This window comes from Mycobacterium sp. EPa45 (genome assembly GCF_001021385.1).
GTDB lineage: Bacteria > Actinomycetota > Actinomycetes > Mycobacteriales > Mycobacteriaceae > Mycobacterium.
The window spans coordinates 1,791,983-1,811,960 of record NZ_CP011773.1 but is presented as its reverse complement, the minus strand read 5'-3'; the positions used below and the strand labels follow the sequence as shown (position 1 = coordinate 1,811,960).

The following is a 19,978-nucleotide window of genomic DNA, read 5'->3' as shown; positions in this document are numbered from 1 at the left end:
CTGCCGTTGACCGCAGGTGTCGATGACGCGACCGCGGCTCAAGCAACGATCGAGACGGAGAGCACCGATCTGGCTTGCGTCGACATCGACGCACTGAGCATCACCACCAACGGCGCACACGTCTGCGATGACGTACCGGCGGCACCCGCCACGTCCGAGACGCCGGTCGATCCCCCGGACACCGGCGAAGCACCGCTGGGCCGCCAGGTCGCCGAGATATTGAGCAGACCCTTCCGTCGCCTCCTGTCCCGAACCGATTCGTCGTTGCAGACGCTGGGCCGGTTCTTCGGCCTCGGCGCGCAGGCCTTCGGCTTCCTCGTCGCCGACCTGATCCGGCTGCGCCACCCGTGGCGGGACACGGTCAACCAGGCGTGGTTCATCATCAGCGTCACGGCGATTCCGGCACTACTGGTGTCCATTCCGTTCGGCGTCATCGTGGCCGTGCAGGTTGGCAATTTCATTCAGCAGGTCGGAGCTTCCTCGGTGTCGGGTGCGGCCGGTGGTCTCGGTGTGATCCGCCAGGGCGCGCCGATGGTGGCCGCCCTACTGCTCGGCGGGGCGGCCGGCTCGGCGGTGGCCACTGATCTCGGCGCCCGGACCATCCGCGAGGAGGTGGACGCGCTCCGGGTCATGGGCGTCGACCCGGTGCAGCGATTGGTCACCCCCCGCCTCGCAGCGATCGTGTTTGTGGCACCGGTGTTGTGCGCCTTCATCATCTTCATGGGCTTGGCGGCGGGATACGCGATCAACGTCGGGTTCCAGTCCGGCACACCGGGCAGCTACATCGCCTCGTTCGCCTCGTTTGCCAGCGTCAACGATGTCGTCGTGGCCATGGTGAAGACCTGGCTGTTCGGGGTGGTCGTGATCCTGGTGGCATGTCAGCGCGGCCTCGAGGCCAAAGGCGGAGCGCGCGGTGTGGCCGACGCCGTCAACGCCGCCGTGGTCATCGGCGTTGTCGCGGTGTTCGTCCTCAATCTGATCATCACGCAGGGTGTCTCGATGTCGATGCCACTGAGGATGGGCTGATGGCCCGGGTGTCAGCACCGTCTCGCCACGTGCCGTCTGTTCTGCGGGCTCCGTTGTGGGTCGCCGGCCAAGGCGATTCGCTGTTGCAGCGCCTCGGGCATCAGGTCAGCTTCCTGGCACAGGTGCTCGGTGCGATCCCACACACGCTCAAGCACTACCGGCATCAGACCGGAGTGCTGCTGGTCGACGTGATGTGGGGCAACGGCTCGCTGATCGTCGGTGGCGGCACCATCGGCGTGCTGATCTTCATGGGTGCAGCGGTCGGCGGCTCGGTGGGGATCGAGGGCTACGGCGCGCTGGACATGGTCGGGATGGGCCCCCTGACCGGATTCGTCTCCGCGTACGCCAACACCCGAGAGATGGCGCCGATGATCGCCGGGATCGGCTTCGCCGCCCAGGCCGGCTGCCGCATGACCGCCGAGATCGGTGCCATGCGGATCTCCGAGGAGATCGACGCGCTGGAAGCGTTGGGAATTCGGTCGATTCCGTTCGTGGTGACCACCCGGGTGATCGCCGGGATGCTGACGATCATTCCGCTCTACGTGGTGACGCTGGCGCTGAGCTACGTGTCCTGCGCGCTGGTGGTCAACGTGATGCACGGTCAGTCGTCGGGCACCTACTACCACTACTTCGACTCCTTCATCCAGCCATCGGACGTGGTGTTCTCGGTACTCAAAGCCGTCATCTTCGTGACACTGATCATCGCCATCCACGGCTATCAGGGCTACTACGCCGTCGGCGGACCCGAAGGCGTCGGACGCGCGTCGGGACGAGCCATCCGCGCCAGCATCGTCACCGTCGTCGCCGCGGATATGGTTCTGACGCTGCTGTTCTGGGGCAACAGCGCCGGGATCCGGATCTCGGGATAGGGCATGTTTGCAGCTGCCGACCAGGGAGGGCGCAGGGCTAGTTCGCGCGCACTGCGCATCCGCGGTCTCATCGCCGCGATCGTGCTGATCGTCGCGGGCACCGTGCTCTATCAACTCGGTACCGGCGGATACGCCGACACGTTCAAACTCACGGTGATGGCCGACAAACTGGGTGAAGGGCTGACGCCCGGCGCGGAGGTGAAGTTTCGCGGCCTGACCATCGGTTCGGTGAAAACACTGCAGTCGGCCGGGTTCAACAAGCAGAAGATCACCCTCGAGCTGGAGCCGCGTCAGGCGGCCGCCCTGGCGGCTGATACCACCGCGAACTTCACGTCCTCCAACACTTTTGGGCTCGCCGCGGTCGAACTGGTCAGCAGCGGAACCGGCCAGCGACTGGCCCCGGACCAAACGCTGACGGTGGACACGAACGTCAAGTCGGCGTCCATCACCGGACTGCTGCGGCAGGGGCAAAAGTTCGGCCGAATCATGGACTCCCCCGATATCGACCACATCATCTCGATAGTGCGCAAGCACGCCGACCTCACCGAGCCGGTCACCCGCTCCTACTTCGATCTGATCAAGATGCTCACCGACTCGCAGAAAGTGCCCTTCTCGCAGTCACTTTCGGTACTCGCCTCGGTGGTCAACGGGGTCAGCGACGCCGTCCCGCTCGTCAGCTTGGCCTACGACCTGCTCAACGGCATGGACTTCCTGGCACACCCCGACGGGGTGGATCGGATGAATCTGATCATGGATCAGCTGGCCAAGCTGCTCTTCACCACCGATGGGATCTTCGCCAAGCACATGACGTGGCTCGTGCCGCTGTTCGGCGGAATCATGAGTGTTTTTGTGCCGTACGCATACATGTACGGGAGCATGTCGCCGGCCTACGACCGCATCTCCGGTCTCTTGGACCGCACCAGCGCTGCCTTTCCGATCATCAACGGCAAGGTCCGACTGAATCTCGAACTGACCCTGGACACCATGCCGGGGCTGGCGGCGGCCCTGCCCGCCGAGGCTCCCGCGCCCGCGCAGGGTGGTGGCCGATGAGAAGCGTTACCAAATCCGTGTTCTGGCTGACGATCTTCACCGCGGTCGCAGTCGTGTGCACACTCATCGTGCTGACCGCCCTGCGCAGTCCGGTGACCGGATCACTGTCCCGCTACACGGCGACGTTCTCCGACGTGTCGGGCCTCTACGTCGGTGACGACGTACGCATCTCCGGAGTTCAGGTTGGCAAGGTGCAGACCATCCGGCTCGACGGGCGAGTCGCCAAGGTCGATTTCACCGCCCAGGCCGACCATCCGGTGTACACCAACACCGTCGCCGCGGTGCGGTACCAAACTTTGATCGGTCAGCGCTATGTGGAACTCGTTCAACCCGCCAAGTCCGCCAACCGGTTGCCAGACGGCGGCACCATTCCTATCGGACAAACCATCCCGTCGTTCGATGTGGCCAAGCTGTTCAACGGGTTCCAGCCCATCTTCCAGACTCTCGACCCCGCTCAATTCAACCTGTTGGGCGAGAACCTGTTGCGACTGATCCAGGGCGACGAATCGGGTATCGGCCCGTTCCTTCACGACCTCGACGAGATCTCCAAGTTGGCGGTCGATCGCCAGATGGTGATCACAACCATGATCCGCAACCTCAGCGCGATCTCCCAGGATCTGGGCGGCAAATCGGGCCAGCTGTTCCAGCTCATCTCCCAGCTCAATCAGGTACTCGCCCAATTCGGCTCCAAGGCTGAGGAATTCCGGCAATCACTGGATAGTGGACTGCCCGTCCTGCGGAGCACCACCCACGTCATGCAATATTTCGAGCACACCTTCGACGGTACGACCGGTCCGCTCTACGACCTGAGCAGCCGGATGTGGCCCCAGACCCCGACGATCATCGCGGGCCTGTCGCTGGCGCCGTCGTTGATCCAAGGCATGCGGGACTGGCTGGTTGACGAACAACCCGCCACCCCAACGTTTTCCTGCTCCCGGGGCGAAGTCACGCTGCCCGGGATCGGCGAGGTGTCGTTCGCGCAACAGAACCTGGTGGTGTGCCGGTAGTGGAACTGGACAAACACCTCACCACCCTGCGCGCCAAGATCGGTGGACGGCAGGGTGCGCGCGACGAACGCGCCACCGCCAGGCGCAACCGCCGAAACGGTCTCATCGGCGTCGCCGTCATCCTGGCCTCACTGGCCGGCACTGCAATGGCGTACCTGAATCCGGCGGACGAGGCCGGCTATACCGCGCACCTGCCCAACTCCGCCGGGTTGCGCGCCGGTGATCAGGTCCGGGTCGCGGGCATCGCGGTCGGCAAAGTCACCAGCGTGCGCCTCGACGGTGCCCTGGTGGAGATGAAGTTCGACGTCGAGAACTCGGTGAAGGTCGGCTCGGACTCCACGCTGGACATAAAACTGCTCACGCCGCTGGGCGGCCACTACGTGGCGCTCGATCCGAAGGGCACGGTACCGCTGGGCCGCAACGGGATTCCACCGCAGCGCGTCTCGTTGCCGTTCGAGGTCAACGACATCATCCAGGCAGCAACCCCGGTGGTGAAGGAAGTCGACGGCCAGGTCATTCACGACACCTTCGCTCAAGTCGCCAACGCGGCCAACAGGTATCCCGACGCCGTGCGCAACCTGCTCCAGTCTGCGGACAAGTTGACCGAATCGATGAGCAAGTCCACGGCCGACTTTCACCGCGGCCTCGACTTCGTCAACGACGGGCTGCGGGCCATGACCGCCGGGCGCGCACAGCTCATCGCGCTCTTCGAGCAGTTCGACATCCTCGGCAGGATGTACACCTCGAAGGCCGTCGACATCGTCGAGTTCTTCGGCCTGATCAAGGAATTGACCCGGGTCCTGGACCGACTCACGATGTGGTACGGCAAAGATGTCATGCCGATCGCCGAGGGCATCGAAGACATCAGTGACACGCTGGCAGCCCACCCCGAGCGGTGGGGCATGGCCCTCGACGGCCTGGGGCAGACACTCAACATCATCGGCCCGATGCTCAGCGGGAACGGCGTCACCTTCGACCAGCACAACCGGCTGGTACCCGGTCAGGACCTCTGTCTCCCCAACATCATGAAGACCTGCTGACATGGCGGGGACATCGAGTATCGGCGCGCGGCTACGGTCGCGGCGCGGCATCGCGGTGGTCGGTGTGATCCTCACCGTCCTCGCGGTGGCGGTCGTCGTCAGTGTCAAAGTCCTGACGCCCAAAATCAACCCCACCCGGGCGATGTGCGCTGAATTCACCGACGCGGTAGGACTCTATCCGGGCAACAAGGTCGCGCTACTGGGTATCGAGATCGGCTCGATGAGCGCCATCGTCAACAAACCAGACCACGTCGAAGTGGACTTCACCGTGCCCGCGGACCTTGTGCTGCCGGCCGACGTCGGTGCGGTCACCTACTCGCAGTCGATCGTCACCGACCGCCATATCGAGCTGACCAAGCCCTACACCGGAGGACCGAAATTCACCGGCCCGGGGTGCATCAAGCTCAGGTCCACCAAGACGCCGATCAGCGTCAGCGAGACGTTCTCCGCCATCGGCAGTCTCACCGACGCGATTCTGGGATCGCAACCGGGCCAGGACCCATCCACGGCGCCCGGCGTGCAGGCGATCAATGACAGCTTGACCGCGGCGAGCACATCGCTGCAGGGCACCGGCCCCGGGATCAACAAGACGATGCGCAATCTGCGCACCATGCTCGCCGACCCGTACAAGGCCGATGCAGACTACCGCCAGCTGTTCGAGAACAGTGAGATCCTCACCTCCGATTTCCTCAACAACTGGGACAGCTTCGCCTCGGTGATCCGCAGCCTTCCGATCACAACCCAGTTGATGGAGGGCTTGTCGGACAACTTCGGCGCGGCGATGGCAAATGTGTCGCACCTGCTGCCGACCTTGATCGAGGCGTTGAACCGATTCGGGCCACGGTTTTACGAGAAGTTCGACGCGCGCTTCGGTGGGCTGCGCGATCTGCTCAACCGACACATCCCGGCCATCACCGCGATGATCAATTCGTGGCCGCAGTTCAGCAACTGGATTGCCGACATTTACCAGCCCGCGTGGGGCACCCACAACGTCACCTACATCCCCCCACAGGTGTCGATCGCCCCGACGCAGGCCGGCGCCATCTGTGAAGGACTCAAGGATCGCAATGTCCCCGGCGCCGCGGCCGCGTGCGCGTCAGGGAGCCCGACCGACCCCGTCACCCTCGGCCTGACAAATCTCGTTCTGGGGGCCGCACTGCCATGATTCAACGCTGGATGCGCGCATTCTGCGCTCTGCTGGCCGTGGTGGCCATCGGCCTCACCGCGGCCTGCTCGCTCGATCCCACCCGGTTGCCGGTCCCGGGCGCCTACACCCCGCGCCACTCGTACGACATCAAGATCGAGTTCGCCAGCGTGCTCAACCTGCCCGCCCGGGCCAAGGTGGACTCCGGCGGGGTGCAGATCGGCGTGCTCGACCGCGTTCAGCTCGAGGGCACCACCGCGGTGACGTACGTCGAAATATCCAGCGACACCAAGCTTCCCGTCAACACCCGAGCTGAGCTACGTCAAGCCACTCCGCTCGGTGACATCTACATCGCTCTGCTGCCTCCCGACGACAAGTCCGGACCGATACTGCGTAACGGCGACACCATTCCACTGCGCAATACCTCGCCCGCCGACAACGTCGAGGACCTCTTGCGGTCGATGTCGAACCTCGTCGCCGGTGGCGCGATCGGCACGCTGCAGACGACGGTGGTCAACGTCAACAAGGCTTTCCCGCAGGACCCGCACGAACTCACTCGCATGCAACACACCGTCGCCGGAGTGCTCAACGACCTGGCCGCCAATCAGGACACCATCGACCAGATGCTCGACGGCATGGAGAACATCACCTCCGGCTTCGCGGCCAACACCGAGGTGTTCAACCGCCTGGTCACTGAAGGGCCCGCGAAACTCCAAGGGCTGTCGGCGGTTACGATGGCAATCCTGAATGTGGTCGGCGCCTCCAAGGATGTCGGCAAGCTCGGCGGGGATCTGATCAACCCGATCGCCGGAGATCTGATGCAGATCCTGTCCTACATCACGCCGATGATCCACACGATGGCCACAGTCGATACCACCATTCCGGTGATCGCCGACAAGTTCGTGGCGTTGCTGCGCTACAAGCTGCTCGGGTGGTTCCGCGACGGCGGCCCGAAATACACGATCACCGAACTCCATGCACCCACCGGACGCGAAGGCGTGGATCCGGCGGACAAAGCGAATCAGGCTGTCGAGGCGATGCAGGCGATGGGGCTCGTGCCATGAAGTTCAATGCGCGTACGACGCTGGCCATCCTGGTGGTGATGACGCTGGCCGGCGCCGCCTACATGTCATTCGGCGTGCTCGACATGGGACCCACCAAGCAGGTCAACCGACTCACATTGCTCCTCAACTCTTCTGGTGGCCTGATGCCCACCTCGGAAGTGACGATGCGCGGCATCAAGGTCGGCCGGGTCACCGGCATCCAGACCACCGCCACCGGACTGGCGGTCTCGATGGACGTCGACCGCAAGTACCAGGTCCCGGCCGACAGTGTGATCAGCGTGGAGAACCTGTCGGCGGCCGGCGAACAGTACATCGACTTCCGGCCGAAACTCATTGCACCGCCGTACTTCAGCGACGGCGCGGTGATTCCCCCGGACCGGGTGGCACCAATCGTGACCGCCAGTGACCTGCTCACCAGAGCCAACGTCCTGTTCACGGCGCTCAACCTCGACCAGATTCACGGCATCGTCAACGACATGTCCGCGGCGTTCAAGGGCAATGACGAGACCATCGACTCCCTGGCGGTCACCGCGGGACTTACCGCCAAGGTGATCCGCGACGACAAAGAGCTGCTGAACACGTTGTTCAGTAATGTGTCGACATTCACCACCAACCTGGGCGAACTCCACGCCGGCGAAATCATCAGCGAGACCGGCAAAATTCTGCCGAAGTCGGTGCCGGCCTTCCTGCAGTTGATCCACCAGATCGAGATCCTGTCGCACACCGGCATCGGCGTCATCGGCCCGCAAGACCCGGCCGGGATTCTGGTCGCCAAGTTCGGCGAATGGCTCGACATGCTGGCCGGCCCGCTCGGCACTTTTGCCACTATCCTGCAACCCGCAATGGCACCATTACACGACATCAAGATAGACGCCGGGCACTGGCTGGACTTCTGGGAGTCGACGTTCAACGACACCGGCGGTGTACGGGTGCAACTCAACGTCCCCGAGTGGCACCAGTGAACGTGACCGACAGCAACAGCGAGGAAAGCTCTGCCATGACCGAATCAACTGTCGGCGAAGACGCCAAGGTCGACGACACCGTGAGTGAGACCGCCGCGTCGGACGAGACTTCACCCGCACCGCCGAAGGGGACGAGGGGCCGCAGTTTCTGGGTGGCAATCGTTTTGGCGGTGCTGCTCGTCGCCGGCGGTGCATTCGGCTTCATCAAGTACCGCGACGTGAGCAGCCAGCTGGCCCAGGCACGTCAGACGCAGGCCGACCGCGACGCCGCAGCGCAACTGGCGAGGGACTACGCGATGAAGTCGCTCACCTACAGCTTCGAAGACCCGGATGCCTTCTTCCACTCTGTCGAAGACGGTGTGTCGCAACAGCTCAAGGACAAGTACGTCAATGCCACCGACCTGCTCAAGGCCGTCATGCTGCAGGCGCAGGTCAGCTCCACCGGCGAGGTGCTGGCCACCGATCCCGTCCTTCAGTCCGACGGTTCCTACGAGGTAGTGGTGTCGGCCCACCAGACCACCCGCAACCTGCAGAACCCGACACCGAAGGTCTCGATCATTCTGTTGCGGGTCACGGTGAACAAGGTCGGAAATGGCTGGCAGGTCACCGATATCGGACCCAAGACCGGTACCAAAGCGGCCGAGGAGCAACAACTCCCGGGGGCTGCACCGTCCGCGCCCCCGCCCGGCGCCGGTCCCGCGCCGGCTCCCCCGGTGCCTGCCCCGGCTCCCGCCCCGGCCAAACCGGCACCGCGGCCGTGAGTGTGGGTGCTATGCACGGAATTCGCCCGAAATCGGTGCATAGAACCCACAGTCGGCGGGTGCACAGCCGCCGCCTTCCTGCGCTCGTCGCTGTAGTGATGATGGCAACAGCGAGCGCGCTGTCCCCTTCGGCGCGCGCAGACACCTCACTACCGCCGTGCCCACAGTCGAACCCGGTCATCACTCCGTCGGGCACGTCACCACAGGTCGACTGCACACTGCACTCCGGTGACCTCGATTTCGCGGTGAAGTATTGGAGTGTGCCCGAGTTGCCGAAGCCCAGGGCGGTGAAGGTCACGGTGTCCGACCCCTCGGGCGTGGTGGTACAGACGATCGACGAGCTACTGGAACCGTCGACTCCGGGCGGCGTCGGGCTGCAGGATATCGACGGTGACGGTCGCGAGGAGCTCATCATCCCGATCTCGCAGAATCTGCTCAACGGCGGCAACCCGAACACGCGGTTCGCGGTGTGGCGTGGCCACGGCGACAGCCGGCATTACGAACGCACTCAAATGGTCGGGCAGGCCGTGTATCCCAGCGGCGACGGTTATCTGGTCAGCAACGGCGGCGGGCTGTCCAGTCGGGATCTCACCTTCTATCTGCCGACCGGAGCGGGATACACACTCGTCGTGGTGTTGACCATCGAGGTTCTCGAGGCCGACCCCGCGACCAAGAAGGCATTGACCGTCAACTGCCGCGCGCACCAGGAAGACGGTCTGCACGCTGTTGATATGAGCATCCGTCAGGCCGAGGATTACTTCTGCAATTCGCCTGCGGCCAGGGCGATTTGGCCGGATGCCGAGCGCGTTCAGATCAAGCGGTGGGGCGTGTTCGGGAACTGAGCGTCAGGACGCTCGAGCCACACAGTGACATCGCGCGCCGCTCGACGCTCTGTCGGGGGCAGCTGCTCGGCGCCCTGCAACGGGTGTCCGACACGAATCAGGGCTTGCGGATGAGCCGCACCGTCGAACACCTCGCATGCCAACGCCAGTCGGCTTCGGGTGTCGTTCAACGGCTCGGTCAGTGGGCAGCTCGCGAAACCCATCGCGGTGGCCGTCAGCGTCAGGTGGCTGAGCGCTTCGCCGGCTCGCAATCGCATGTCGTCACCGTCGCGGCGAGTGCCCAGGACCAACAACACGGCACCATCGGGTGTTTCTGTGGACGCCTCGCCGGCGCCCGTTGGGTAGCGAAGCTCGACGGCACCGTCGTGCAGCCGAGCCCACCGCGACGTCGGGACAACGTGTAGGTCCACATCCAGACGCCTGGCCCGGATGTACAGCATTTCCAGCGTGCCGGGCGCAATCCGCCGGGTGCCGTATGGGCGGCGGTCGGCGCGTCGCTGAGGTATGGCCGAGGCCAGCTCGCGCCACCCACCCTGTGGCGGCTGCTCGACCACTTCCAGGATCGCCAGATGGCTGTCGTCTGCGCGGTCGGGAAGCCGCCGGACACTCGGGTGCCAGCCCGCGGCCGCCAACGCGACGACGCAGTGATCGAGAACCGCCCCGCAGCCCAGGAGGACGTCGCGCCGATCCGCCGGGGCGTCGCCGGTCCGCCGACTCCAGTCCGCATACAGGTGCACGGCCTCGCCGTCGACCTGCCAGCGCCACGGCTGCAGGTTACGCAGAGAAGGGGCGCGGGCAGCGACGTCGAGCACTGCCTCCAGCGTCGCCGCGTCGGGCAAGGAACTCACCTGCCGTCTCACCTCCGTCCGTCGCGTCGTGCCCGATTATCCTCGGGCCGGCCGCAACGAGGACACGAGCGCCCGGGACGCTAGGGCGCGCACCAATCGCGGACCGCCACCAGCAGGTCCCTGGCCTGGGCGAGGTCGCTGGCGAGTCGTTCCGGGGTCGCCGGCCGGTATGGGTCACGGTTGTCGATCTGGGATGCGACCATGTTCGACCGGATCCGCAGATCGATTCCGGGCGGGCTGCTCAGGTTGTGCAGCGGGCTGAGCGGTGCCCGCACCTGGGCCGCAATCCATGGCGGCGTTCCCGTCGGAGCGATCTCGTTGAACACGGCTTCCAACCGATCCGCTGCAGGCAGCAGCAGAGCACAGTCGTCATCGCCGGCCGCTGCCTCGGGGGCCGCCATCGGACACAGCGCCGCGGCGAAGGCAAGCAGCACGGCGATCAGTGGTCTGCGCATCGGCTCCACCTTCGCACGCGGGCGGCAGGGTCTTCGCGGAGTTCGGCCGAAGACATCGGCAAAATTCTCTAGTCGCGAAGCTAGATATTCGTCAGCGACAGAGTTAGACTATCGAATGTTGAGAGCAGAGGATCAATAGCGCGGGACATGACGAAGTACCCGTGAACGTCCGTGCGGCGCTGCACGAGGCCGCGCGGCGAAGGTGAAGTAAGTGGGATATACGAAAGGAGGACGTTGCCGTCGGATCGCCCGGGTTTGTCGAGACGGGCCGATGCCGCAAAAGATGGTAGTGATCTCCTCAGGGTCGGTATCCCCGGTTCGTTGTCAAGGTATGCCCGGGGATACCGACCCTTTTCACATGTCAACCCTCGAAAGGCACAGTCGTAAAGGCAGATAACGGTTCCCCGGGACCGGACGCGAACGATAAGTTCGACGACGAGGACTACCCCGCCTACAGCATGGGAAGCGCCGCGCGGATCCTCGGCACCACGCCGGCATTTCTACGAAGCCTCGACGAAGCGGAACTCCTGACGCCTCAGCGCTCCGAGGGCGGACATCGCCGCTACTCCCGTTATCAACTGCGCGTCGCGGCCAGAGCCCGCGAACTCGTCGATCAGGGCATGGCACTGGAAGCCGCCTGCCGCATCATCATCCTCGAGGACCAGCTGGCCGAGGCGCATGCGATGAACGCGGCATTGCATCGACGGCTCGACGACGCCTCCGGTGGAAAACCGCCCACCACCCACTCCCGGGAGCCCTAGACGTCCCGCAGCACCAGCGCCGCCAGCGACGCCGCGATGCCAGCCAACACCAGAATCGTGACGGCGACCGCCGTCCACCCGCGCGCGTCGAACGCCACCCCGCCGAGCCAGCCGATCGCGCTGGAGCCGCCGTAGTAGAAGAGGTTGTAGAGCGACGACGCCTGGGCTTTGCCGACCGGTGCGGCCTGGCCGGTCCAGCCCGCCGCGGTGGAGTGGGCACCGAAGAAGCCGGCCGTGGCGACCACCAATCCCACCAGGATCGCGATCACGTTGGTACTCAGCGTGATTGCGACGCCGCCCATCATGATCGCAACGGAGACGAGCAGGACCCGCTTGCGACCGAAGCGCGCCGCCTCGGCGCCGGCCCGCGACGACGCCCATGTCCCGGCCAGATAGGCCAGGAACACCAGGCTCACCACCGAGGCGGGCAGATGGAACGGTGCCGCGGTCAAGCGGTAACCCAGGAAGTTGTAGAGCGCGACGAATCCGCCCATCAGCAGGAAGCCCTGGGCGAACAGCACGAGTTGGCGCGGTGTGCACAGGTTGGCGGCGAGCCGATGTGCCAGGCCGCCTTCGGAGTTGGCGCCGCGGCGTGACGCCGGCGTGAAGCCCTGCGGTTCGGGAGCCAGTTTGACGAAACCCATGGCCGCCAGCCCGCAGATCACCGCGACGGTGAAAACCCCGATGCGCCATCCGGCGAATTCGGCCACCGGGCTGGACACGAGCCGACCGAGCAGTCCCCCGATCGTCGTTCCGGCCACAAAGGTGCCGGCCGCTCGCGCCGCGTGGGCGCGGTCGACCTCTTCGGTCAGATAGGCCACCGCGATGGCCGGCACGCCGCCCACCAACAGCCCTTCGATGAAGCGCCCGGCCATCAGCAAGCCGAACGTCGGTGCGAAGGGGACCAGCATCCCGACCAGCGTCGCGCCGGAGACCGAGACCGTGATGGCCTTGACCCTGCCGATGCGGTCGGCCAGCGCCGACCATGGGATGACACCGATCGCCAAGCCGACGGTGGACGCCGAGATGATCAGGGCGGCGTGGGCAGCGCCGACGCGGAGGTCGGCCGAGATCAGCGGAAGTACCGCTTGTGGCGAGTACAGCTGCGCGAAGGTCGCCACGCCCGCGCAGAACAGCGCCGCCAGCAGACGCGCGTAGGCCGCCGACCCCCGAGTGTGCCCAGTCCAGCAGCGTTCCAGGGATTGGTCAATGGTCACTGAAGCCACGGTAGAAATCCCGCTGCTGATGTGTCCAATGCATGAAACAACGACAAGTCATACGTAATGAACATGATCACAGCTGAGTGTAGCGATTGGCTCGATTCAGCTGTCGGTCAGAAATGTCACGAACCGCTGTGTGGGCGGTGCCAGTGGGCGATCACGCGCCCAGGCCAGACCGACCTCGCGTTTGGCGCGGCTGTTCGACAACGGCACATGCACTACCCGGCCCTCGGCCGCGTCGCGCGGTACCGGCACCACCGCGACGCCGAATCCCGCCGCGACCAACCCCTCCATCGTCGGGATTTCGGAGGCCTCGAACACGATTTGGGGATCGATGCCGGCTTCGGCCCACAGGTCATCGGTCAATTGCCGCAGCCCGAACGGCTTCTCCAATGCCACGAATGGCTCATCAGCGGCCACCGAGAGGCTGACCCGACTGCGGGCCGCCAACCGGTGCCCCACCGGCACGGCCAGGCACAGCCGTTCGACGTAAAGGCGGTGCCAGGAGAACTGGGCCGGATCGGGGCGCGGTGAGGTGACGGCGATGTCGGAGCCACCGTCGAGGATGCCTCGCGCGATCTCGTGTGCCGCCGCCTGAAACAGGTCGAACTGGATCTTCGGCGCCGTCTCGCGGAAACGCCGAAGTTGTTCGGGCACATACCAGTTGGCCAGCGAGTGCAGAAACGCCAGCCGGACGCGACCGGTGTCCGGATCTCGCAGCGCGGCAATGCGATCCAGGGCGGCCTGCATTTCGGCAATGCTGCGGCGGGCGTGCTCGAGCATGACGCGGCCGTACGCGTTGAGGCGCAGCCGGCGGCCGACGCGGTCGAACAACGCGACACCGGCTTCCTGCTCGATGCGGGTCAGGGCGCGCGACAGCGTGGGTTGACTCACCCCCAACTCCGCCGCAGCCTCGGTGACGTGTTCGGATTCGGCCAGCGCCACGAACCACTGCAGTTCCTGGAGATGCACGGTCTCGACCTTAAGCCGGGGCCACGCCGCTCAACAGCGCATCCACCAACGCGCCGTAGCGTCCGGCGGCGTCGTCGCTTTGCACGGGACTGCTCATGACCTGCAGCAGCAACGTGCCCATCAACGCGTTCGCGATGGCGTCGGCGTCGGTGTCCGCACGCACGGCTGCGCTGTCCACCGCGCGGCGCACCCGCTCGACCAGTCCGAGTCGCTGCGGAACGCTCAGTTGTTCGTAAAGCGCCTCGGTGTCACCGGAACTCGCGGCCGCGGCGGCAACGAGGGCGCGGATGAGCTTCGCGTTCGCGGGTTCGGTGATGAACTCCCCGTGTTCGACCAACCAGCGAAGCAGGTCTTCGCGGAGGTTGCCGGTATCGGGGACCGGGAACGACCCACCACGGCCGTAGGCATCCAGCACCGCCTCGGCGACCAGCGGCGCCTTCGATGCCCACCGCCGGTAGAGCGTCTTCTTGCCGACCTGCGCCCGCGCCGCGACACCGTCCATCGACAGCTCGGCGTAGCTGGATTCCATCAGCAACTCGCGCACCGCCTCGAGGATCGCGACGTGCAGCGCTGCGTCTCGAGGCCGGCCGGGCGGTTGCGACATGTCGCGAGCTTAACTTCGCCCATTCCCCGCCGGTCGGCGGCGAGGGTGCGGTACGTTACCGCCATTACGACCCATTCCGTGTCGTAAATAACGCACACCATCCGCACCCGAGGAGCGCCAGCCGAGATGAGCACACCCGCACTGTCGGTCCCCACCGACTTCGCCGACGTGTCGCCGAATTGGATGACGCAGGCCCTGGCCGCCCACCACCCCGGTGCCATCGTCAGCGACGTCTCGATCGACCTTCGCGATGACGGCACCAATCGCCGTGCGCGCCTTCGGTTGTCCTACTCCGAGGGCGCGGGTCCGGAGACCGTGTTCGTCAAGGCCGCCGACCCGGACCATAAGGAACTCATCCGCATGACCAGCGGCATGTTCCACGAGCCGCGGCTGTTTCGCTCCGGCGTCGAAATTCCGCTGGAACATCCCGTCGTCTACGCCGCGCTCATCGACGAAGAGGCGTATGACTTCTGCTTGGTCATGGAAGACCTCACCGCACGCGGTGCGGACCCCCGTGATTCGCTGCGACCGCTGACGATCGAGCAGGCGCGTTCCGGGATGCGCGGGCTCGGGCGGATGCACGGACGGTACTGGGGAGTTCGCGTCATGCAGGATCCGGCCCTGAGCTGGCTGGAACCGTTCGAGCCGTTCGACGGACTGCAGTACGCGCCGCTGCCGAGCGCGCTGGAGCAGCTCGACGACAGCACACCCGCCGAGGTGCTGTCGATGTCGATCGACCACCTCGTCGAAGGGGTGTGGAAGCCCTACATCCGAACCTTGACCACCTCGCCGCAGACGCTGCTGCACGGCGACCCGCACATCGGAAACACCTACGTCACACCCGACGATGAGGTCGGTTTCCTGGACTGGCAGGTCGCCCGGCGCGGCAACTGGTCACTGGATGTGGGGTACTTCCTGCAGGGCGCGCTGACGGTCGAGGACCGCAGGCAGCACGAGCGGGCGCTGTTGGAGGAGTACCGCGACGCGCTCGGACTGCCGGCCGACGAACTGCCTTCGATGGACGAGGTCTGGCTGCGGTATCGGGCGTCGGTCGCCCACGGTTTGGCGCTGTGGCTGGCGACCGCGAGCAGCGGCGGCGGCCTCTGGCAGCGTCTCGAAGTCGCCGTCGCCCTGGCGCAGCGGTATGCCAACGCCTACGGCGACCTCGACACCCCAGCGGCGCTCGCGGCGATCACCGCTTAGGAGTACACACCTTTCGCGATTCGCGTGCGCTAACCGGCCACCCGGCACGGATACTGGGTGCGGCCAGGGCGCCAACCGCGAAAGGTACACAGTGATGACGACGACGGCAGAACAGAAACCGCAGCGCCGCGGCGTCATGCAATCGCTGACCGGGCTGTCGGTCCGGTACGTCGAACGCTTCATGCCCGACCCGTACCTGTTTGCGGTGATCCTCACGATCGTCGTCGCCGCACTGGTCGCCTTCCTGGTCAAGGACGCCTCCGCCACCGGCATGCTCAAGGCCTGGTACGGCGGCGTGTGGGGATCGCAGAACATCTTCACGTTTGCCTTCCAGATGGTCCTCATCCTTGTCACGGGCTACACGCTCGCCGAAGCGCCGGTGCTCAAACGCGGCATCGTCTACCTCGCCAGCAAGCCGAACAACCAGGTCCAGGCCGCCCTGCTCTGCTTCGGCGTGAGCGCCGCGCTGCACCTGCTGAACTGGGGTCTCGGGCTGGTCGCCGGCGCACTGGTCGCCCGGCAGGTGGCAAAACGCTTGCCCGACACGCATTTCGGCTATCTCATCGCCGCGTCGTTCATGGGCTTCGTCGTCTGGACACAGGGTCTCTCGTCGTCGATCGCCCTGGCCAACACCGACAGCAGCAGCCCGATCAACGTGATCCACAAGATCACCGGAATCACTGTGCCATTGAGCCAGACCATCTTTCAGCCGTACAGTTGGGTATCGGTGATCGTCGTCTTGGCGGTACTGGCGCTGGCGGTCTGGCGGATGGCGCCGGCGCACACGCTGGCCCCCGACCCCGCGATCTTCGAAGCCGAAGACCAGCCCGAGACCACGAACGAGGGCAAGAAGACGTTCGCCGAATGGCTGGAGAACCTGTGGATCCTCAATGTATTGGTGTTCGCTGCCGGTATCGCCTACTTCTGGACCAGCGGCTTCGCCCTGAACATCTCGTCGATGATCATGCTGCTGACGATCACCAGCGCGCTGCTACACAAGACGCCGATCCGGTTCATCCGGGCATTCACCGACGCCGCCAAAGTGTCGGGTCCGCTGCTGCTGCAATACCCGCTCTACGGCGGACTGGTCGGCCTGCTGGGTTACCAAGCGGCCAAAGACATCAAGCCGTTGCAGACGCTGCTGGCCGAGGGACTTGTGCACGGCGCGACGGAATACACCTTGCCGTTCCTGACCTTTGTCGGCTCGTTGATCATCAGCCTGTTCGTGCCGTCCGGCGGCGGGCACTGGGCGGTGCAGGGCCCGATCGCTGTCGACTCGGCGCTGGCGGTCGGCCAGCACTCACCTGCCTACCTCGGCCTGATGTCCATGGCGGTTGCCGTCGGCGAAGGCGTCGCGAACATGATCCAGCCGTTCTGGCTACTACCCCTGCTCGCGATCGCGAAGCTCAATGTCCGCCAGGTGATGGGCTTTACGATCGTCGCATTCCTGATCGGCTTCGTGGTCCTGGGGGCCACCATGCTGATCGCGCCACACGTCATCTGACGGCTCAGGGCACGGTCACGCGCTGCACAGGTCCCTTGGTGTCCTTGGTGGTCGTGGTGTCACGGCATTCGCCGTAGATCTGGATATCCCGATTGGGGTCGCTGACGTTCTGCGGCCCGAAGACCGCGACGACGTTGTCTTTCGTCAATGAGGTGCCGTGAGAGTGGAAATCGGGATCGGAGCTCCAGCCGGCACCACGAAGCTGTTGCACCATCTGGGCGATCTGGGCATCGGACTCGGCGAACGATGGCGCGGGAGGGTAAGCGATACGCATCCGCCCGCGAAAAGGCGGATCCCCCTGGTCGTTACACGACGCATGCCAGAAGACAGCCTCCACGACGGTGATGTTCAGCGTCGCGACGATGCTGTGCGCCGCATCCATGACCTGTGTCTTGGACTGCTCCGGGGTCAACGGGTTCGAGACTCTGTCGGCATCGGACTTCATGACTCCACATCCTGATAGTGCGGTGGCGACCAGCACGGTCACCGCGAGCGGAATTCTTCGGGACGGCACGATCACAGGGCTCCTGTCCTAGTGGTAGTGGCCGGATGTCGGGGCGCGATACAGCTCGGGATCCGACGGCAGCACACCGATATCGGTGAGTATGTTGTCGTCGCGGTGCGGCGCGGTCATGCCGTCGATTTCGAGGGCGTCTCCGTGGCCGGACACGATATCGGCCATGCTGAACAAGGATTCGCTGCCGGGATCGAAGTAGTGGCTGTGGTCGTTGATGGTCCAGCCCGGTACCTCCGCTTTGAAGCGCGTCGACCCGAACCCGTCCATGGCCGGGTCGGCACCCAACGCCAGGGTCACTCCCGTGCCGGGCACATGGACTTGCGGCATACCGCCGAGCTGAGTGATCGGGTCGGTCGAGGCGGCGCCGACGAACAGATGCCCTCCCGCAGCGAGGTGAAAGTCGGCCGCACTCTTGGCCATATCGGTACCCGGTGAGCCGATCAGGATCACATCGTTGGTGTGCATCCCGTACCCGGCCGCGGCATCGGCCACCGTCGTCGAACCGTAGGAATGACCCATGACGGTCATGTGCGATGAGCCAGGCCCGTGAGTAGCGTTGAGACCGTTGACATCCGCGGCCAGCAGCGCACCACCCTCGTGCGCGAGCGAGGTCTGGGCCACCTGCGGATCGCTCAAGTCATCAGGCGCGTTGTAACCCATCCACGCGACCACTGACGTCGCCCTGGTCGGGTCGGCGGCTTTGGCTTCGATGTACAGATTGGTGGCGTCGTCGGCGCTGAGCCAGCCCTCGGTGACGCTGTGACTGGTGCCCGGCACGACCACCGTGGTGTTGGCGGCGGTATCGGGGTTGCCGATCGCGATCGCCGCACGGCCCTGGCCATCGAACTTCGTTGGTTGATACACCTGCAGAAACGTCGGCGCACCGGTCTGCAGCGAGTCGTGTTCGAGCGCGTCCTGGACCTTGACCGCGTTGGTGTAGCGCATGACGTCGTCCGGGGTACAGCCATAGCGGAACGGATCGGCCAGGACGTCCTGAGCCGAGACGCCATGCCGGCCGGCGGCTTCCTCGATGTTCTCGATGTCGGTGCGCATCGCGGTCTGGTTCGCCTGATCGCGGGCCTCGACGGGAATGCCGTTGAGATTGCCCAGATATGGCGGGTTGTCCCGCAATTCGGCCTGCTGCTGCTCGGGTGTCAAGGAGTCCCACCACTTCTTGACGTCCTCGGGCGGGGTCGACTCCGGCGGCGGCGGTGGAGTGGGCTGGGCAGCGGGGATCGGCAACGTGCCGTCGGCCAAGTTGATCGCCGCGGCCAGCTCGGCGTCAACACCGTTGGCTTCAGCGATGATTGCGTTCAAGCGAGCCTGCAGGTCCGCGAGTTTGGTCGCCAGTTCCGCGGGAGTCCCCTTGAAGCCCGGACCCTTGACCACCGTGCTCGTGGCGGGGTCGACATCGAGCCCCTCGCTCCTTGCATCGTCTTTCAGGTCGCGCAGCTCGATCTTGACTTTCTCGATGTCCTGGGCGGCTTTCTGGGCGGCCTGGGCTACGGCGAGAGCTTCGCGGGCGTGGGCGTCGAGGTCGACGCGCGTCTTGTGGATCGCGTCGCGGGCGGCGTCGGCGGTGACCCCGCCCCAGCACTCAAAAGCAGGCAACTGTTCGGACGCGCGCGCCGCGTCGGTCGAGGCGCCGCTGCGCGCGGACGCGGCGTGAAATACTTCCCGGACGGCCTCGGGATCCCAGCGTTCAATGTCTGCGACGCTAAGCGTCACGCGCCTGACCATTCGGCCGATAGACGTCGGCGAGCTTCTCGGCGTCTCGCTCATCCATCGCAGCGAACGTCATACCGCTCACCCGCATGCCTTCGGCATGTTCGTAGAGGCGAGTGGTCAAGGTCGTCGTCACCGTCGTCCAGGCGGCGGCCTTGGCCGCCAACGCGGACTGAGATTGCCCCACCCAGCTGAACAGCGACGAGTCGATGGTCTGGTCGGCCTGGGAATGGGTGGCGAACACGTTCTGTGAGTGCTGATCCAGCACGCCGCCGGAACTGATCAGCGACTCCGGGTCGACCTTCAGCGGCTCGGCCATGGCCCGCCTCCTCGCCCCGCACAGCAAACTGACTGAGCTGCCAACCTACCACCAAACGGGTGTCTGGCGCTTACGCTCGGAGTTA

General features: G+C 65.2%; 21 protein-coding genes. 13 read left to right on the top strand and 8 right to left on the bottom strand.

What is annotated here, in order from left to right; genetic code table 11:
- Positions 1–99: 99 nt before the first annotated feature.
- The 10 genes from AB431_RS08555 to AB431_RS08510 all read left to right on the top strand — a co-directional run bounded on the left by AB431_RS08555 (position 100) and on the right by AB431_RS08510 (position 9,765).
- Positions 100–1,026: an ABC transporter permease gene (locus AB431_RS08555; RefSeq protein WP_047333223.1), complete on the top strand. Its 927-nt coding sequence runs from the start codon at positions 100–102 to the stop codon at positions 1,024–1,026.
- The gene (locus tag AB431_RS08550) at positions 1,026–1,895 is read left to right on the top strand and encodes an ABC transporter permease (RefSeq protein WP_200902706.1); all 870 of its coding nucleotides are present in this window, start codon (positions 1,026–1,028) and stop codon (positions 1,893–1,895) included. The genes AB431_RS08555 and AB431_RS08550 overlap by 1 nt, the downstream gene beginning before the upstream one ends.
- A 3-nt stretch (positions 1,896–1,898) precedes the next feature.
- Positions 1,899–2,945, top strand: a complete 1,047-nt coding sequence (locus AB431_RS08545; protein ID WP_047329569.1) for an MlaD family protein — start codon at positions 1,899–1,901, stop codon at positions 2,943–2,945.
- Positions 2,942–3,952: an MlaD family protein gene (locus tag AB431_RS08540; protein WP_047329568.1), complete on the top strand. Its 1,011-nt coding sequence runs from the start codon at positions 2,942–2,944 to the stop codon at positions 3,950–3,952. The genes AB431_RS08545 and AB431_RS08540 overlap by 4 nt, the downstream gene beginning before the upstream one ends.
- Positions 3,943–4,992 (top strand): MlaD family protein, encoded by a 1,050-nt coding sequence (locus tag AB431_RS08535; protein WP_235435858.1) that lies wholly within the window; start codon positions 3,943–3,945, stop codon positions 4,990–4,992. Before AB431_RS08540 ends, AB431_RS08535 begins: the two co-directional genes overlap by 10 nt.
- Position 4,993: 1 nt before the next feature.
- Positions 4,994–6,157, top strand: a complete 1,164-nt coding sequence (locus tag AB431_RS08530; protein WP_047329567.1) for an MlaD family protein — start codon at positions 4,994–4,996, stop codon at positions 6,155–6,157.
- 11 nt (positions 6,158–6,168) lie between these two features.
- Positions 6,169–7,200, top strand: a complete 1,032-nt coding sequence (locus tag AB431_RS08525; protein ID WP_200902705.1) for an MlaD family protein — start codon at positions 6,169–6,171, stop codon at positions 7,198–7,200.
- On the top strand, positions 7,197–8,162 hold the full coding sequence (locus tag AB431_RS08520; protein ID WP_047329565.1) for an MlaD family protein: 966 nt from the start codon (positions 7,197–7,199) through the stop codon (positions 8,160–8,162). Before AB431_RS08525 ends, AB431_RS08520 begins: the two co-directional genes overlap by 4 nt.
- A 35-nt stretch (positions 8,163–8,197) precedes the next feature.
- A complete protein-coding gene (locus AB431_RS08515) occupies positions 8,198–8,923 on the top strand; it encodes a hypothetical protein (RefSeq protein WP_047333220.1) in 726 nt (241 codons plus the stop codon).
- Positions 8,924–9,021: 98 nt separating this feature from the next.
- Positions 9,022–9,765 carry a hypothetical protein gene (locus AB431_RS08510; RefSeq protein ID WP_047333219.1) on the top strand — a complete coding sequence of 248 codons (744 nt, stop codon included), beginning with the start codon at positions 9,022–9,024 and terminating at the stop codon, positions 9,763–9,765.
- Here the strand turns inward: AB431_RS08510 and AB431_RS08505 are convergent.
- Entirely contained in the window at positions 9,732–10,613 is an 882-nt protein-coding gene (locus tag AB431_RS08505; RefSeq protein ID WP_144418222.1) for a nitroreductase, read from the bottom strand. The genes AB431_RS08510 and AB431_RS08505 overlap by 34 nt on opposite strands.
- An 80-nt stretch (positions 10,614–10,693) precedes the next feature.
- The gene (locus AB431_RS08500; protein WP_047333218.1) at positions 10,694–11,068 is read right to left on the bottom strand and encodes a hypothetical protein; all 375 of its coding nucleotides are present in this window, start codon (positions 11,066–11,068) and stop codon (positions 10,694–10,696) included.
- Between the two features lie 458 nt (positions 11,069–11,526).
- Between AB431_RS08500 and AB431_RS08495 the strand changes: the two genes are divergently transcribed.
- Positions 11,527–11,829 (top strand): helix-turn-helix domain-containing protein, encoded by a 303-nt coding sequence (locus AB431_RS08495; protein ID WP_047329563.1) that lies wholly within the window; start codon positions 11,527–11,529, stop codon positions 11,827–11,829.
- Here AB431_RS08495 and AB431_RS08490 read toward each other — a convergent pair.
- The 3 genes from AB431_RS08490 to AB431_RS08480 all read right to left on the bottom strand — a co-directional run bounded on the left by AB431_RS08490 (position 11,826) and on the right by AB431_RS08480 (position 14,625).
- Positions 11,826–13,046 (bottom strand): MFS transporter, encoded by a 1,221-nt coding sequence (locus AB431_RS08490; protein ID WP_047329562.1) that lies wholly within the window; start codon positions 13,044–13,046, stop codon positions 11,826–11,828. The two genes, AB431_RS08495 and AB431_RS08490, sit on opposite strands and share 4 nt — an antisense overlap.
- A gap of 105 nt (positions 13,047–13,151) precedes the next feature.
- Positions 13,152–14,021, bottom strand: a complete 870-nt coding sequence (locus AB431_RS08485; RefSeq protein ID WP_047329561.1) for a LysR family transcriptional regulator — start codon at positions 14,019–14,021, stop codon at positions 13,152–13,154.
- A 10-nt stretch (positions 14,022–14,031) separates the two neighbouring features.
- Positions 14,032–14,625, bottom strand: coding sequence for a TetR/AcrR family transcriptional regulator (locus AB431_RS08480; RefSeq protein ID WP_047329560.1), 594 nt, complete (start codon positions 14,623–14,625; stop codon positions 14,032–14,034).
- 126 nt (positions 14,626–14,751) lie between these two features.
- Here AB431_RS08480 and AB431_RS08475 point away from each other — a divergent pair, with 126 nt between their 5' ends.
- Positions 14,752–15,828 (top strand): phosphotransferase, encoded by a 1,077-nt coding sequence (locus AB431_RS08475; RefSeq protein ID WP_047329559.1) that lies wholly within the window; start codon positions 14,752–14,754, stop codon positions 15,826–15,828.
- A gap of 94 nt (positions 15,829–15,922) precedes the next feature.
- Positions 15,923–17,332 carry a TIGR00366 family protein gene (locus tag AB431_RS08470; RefSeq protein ID WP_047329558.1) on the top strand — a complete coding sequence of 470 codons (1,410 nt, stop codon included), beginning with the start codon at positions 15,923–15,925 and terminating at the stop codon, positions 17,330–17,332.
- Positions 17,333–17,336: 4 nt separating this feature from the next.
- Here the strand turns inward: AB431_RS08470 and AB431_RS08465 are convergent, their stop codons facing one another.
- From AB431_RS08465 to AB431_RS08455, 3 genes are read right to left on the bottom strand one after another with little or no spacing between them, the layout of a single operon-like run.
- The gene (locus AB431_RS08465; protein ID WP_235435856.1) at positions 17,337–17,846 is read right to left on the bottom strand and encodes a hypothetical protein; all 510 of its coding nucleotides are present in this window, start codon (positions 17,844–17,846) and stop codon (positions 17,337–17,339) included.
- 18 nt (positions 17,847–17,864) lie between these two features.
- The gene (locus AB431_RS08460; protein ID WP_052960234.1) at positions 17,865–19,577 is read right to left on the bottom strand and encodes an alpha/beta hydrolase; all 1,713 of its coding nucleotides are present in this window, start codon (positions 19,575–19,577) and stop codon (positions 17,865–17,867) included.
- Positions 19,567–19,893, bottom strand: a complete 327-nt coding sequence (locus AB431_RS08455; RefSeq protein ID WP_047329556.1) for a WXG100 family type VII secretion target — start codon at positions 19,891–19,893, stop codon at positions 19,567–19,569. Before AB431_RS08455 ends, AB431_RS08460 begins: the two co-directional genes overlap by 11 nt.
- Positions 19,894–19,978: the final 85 nt, after the last annotated feature.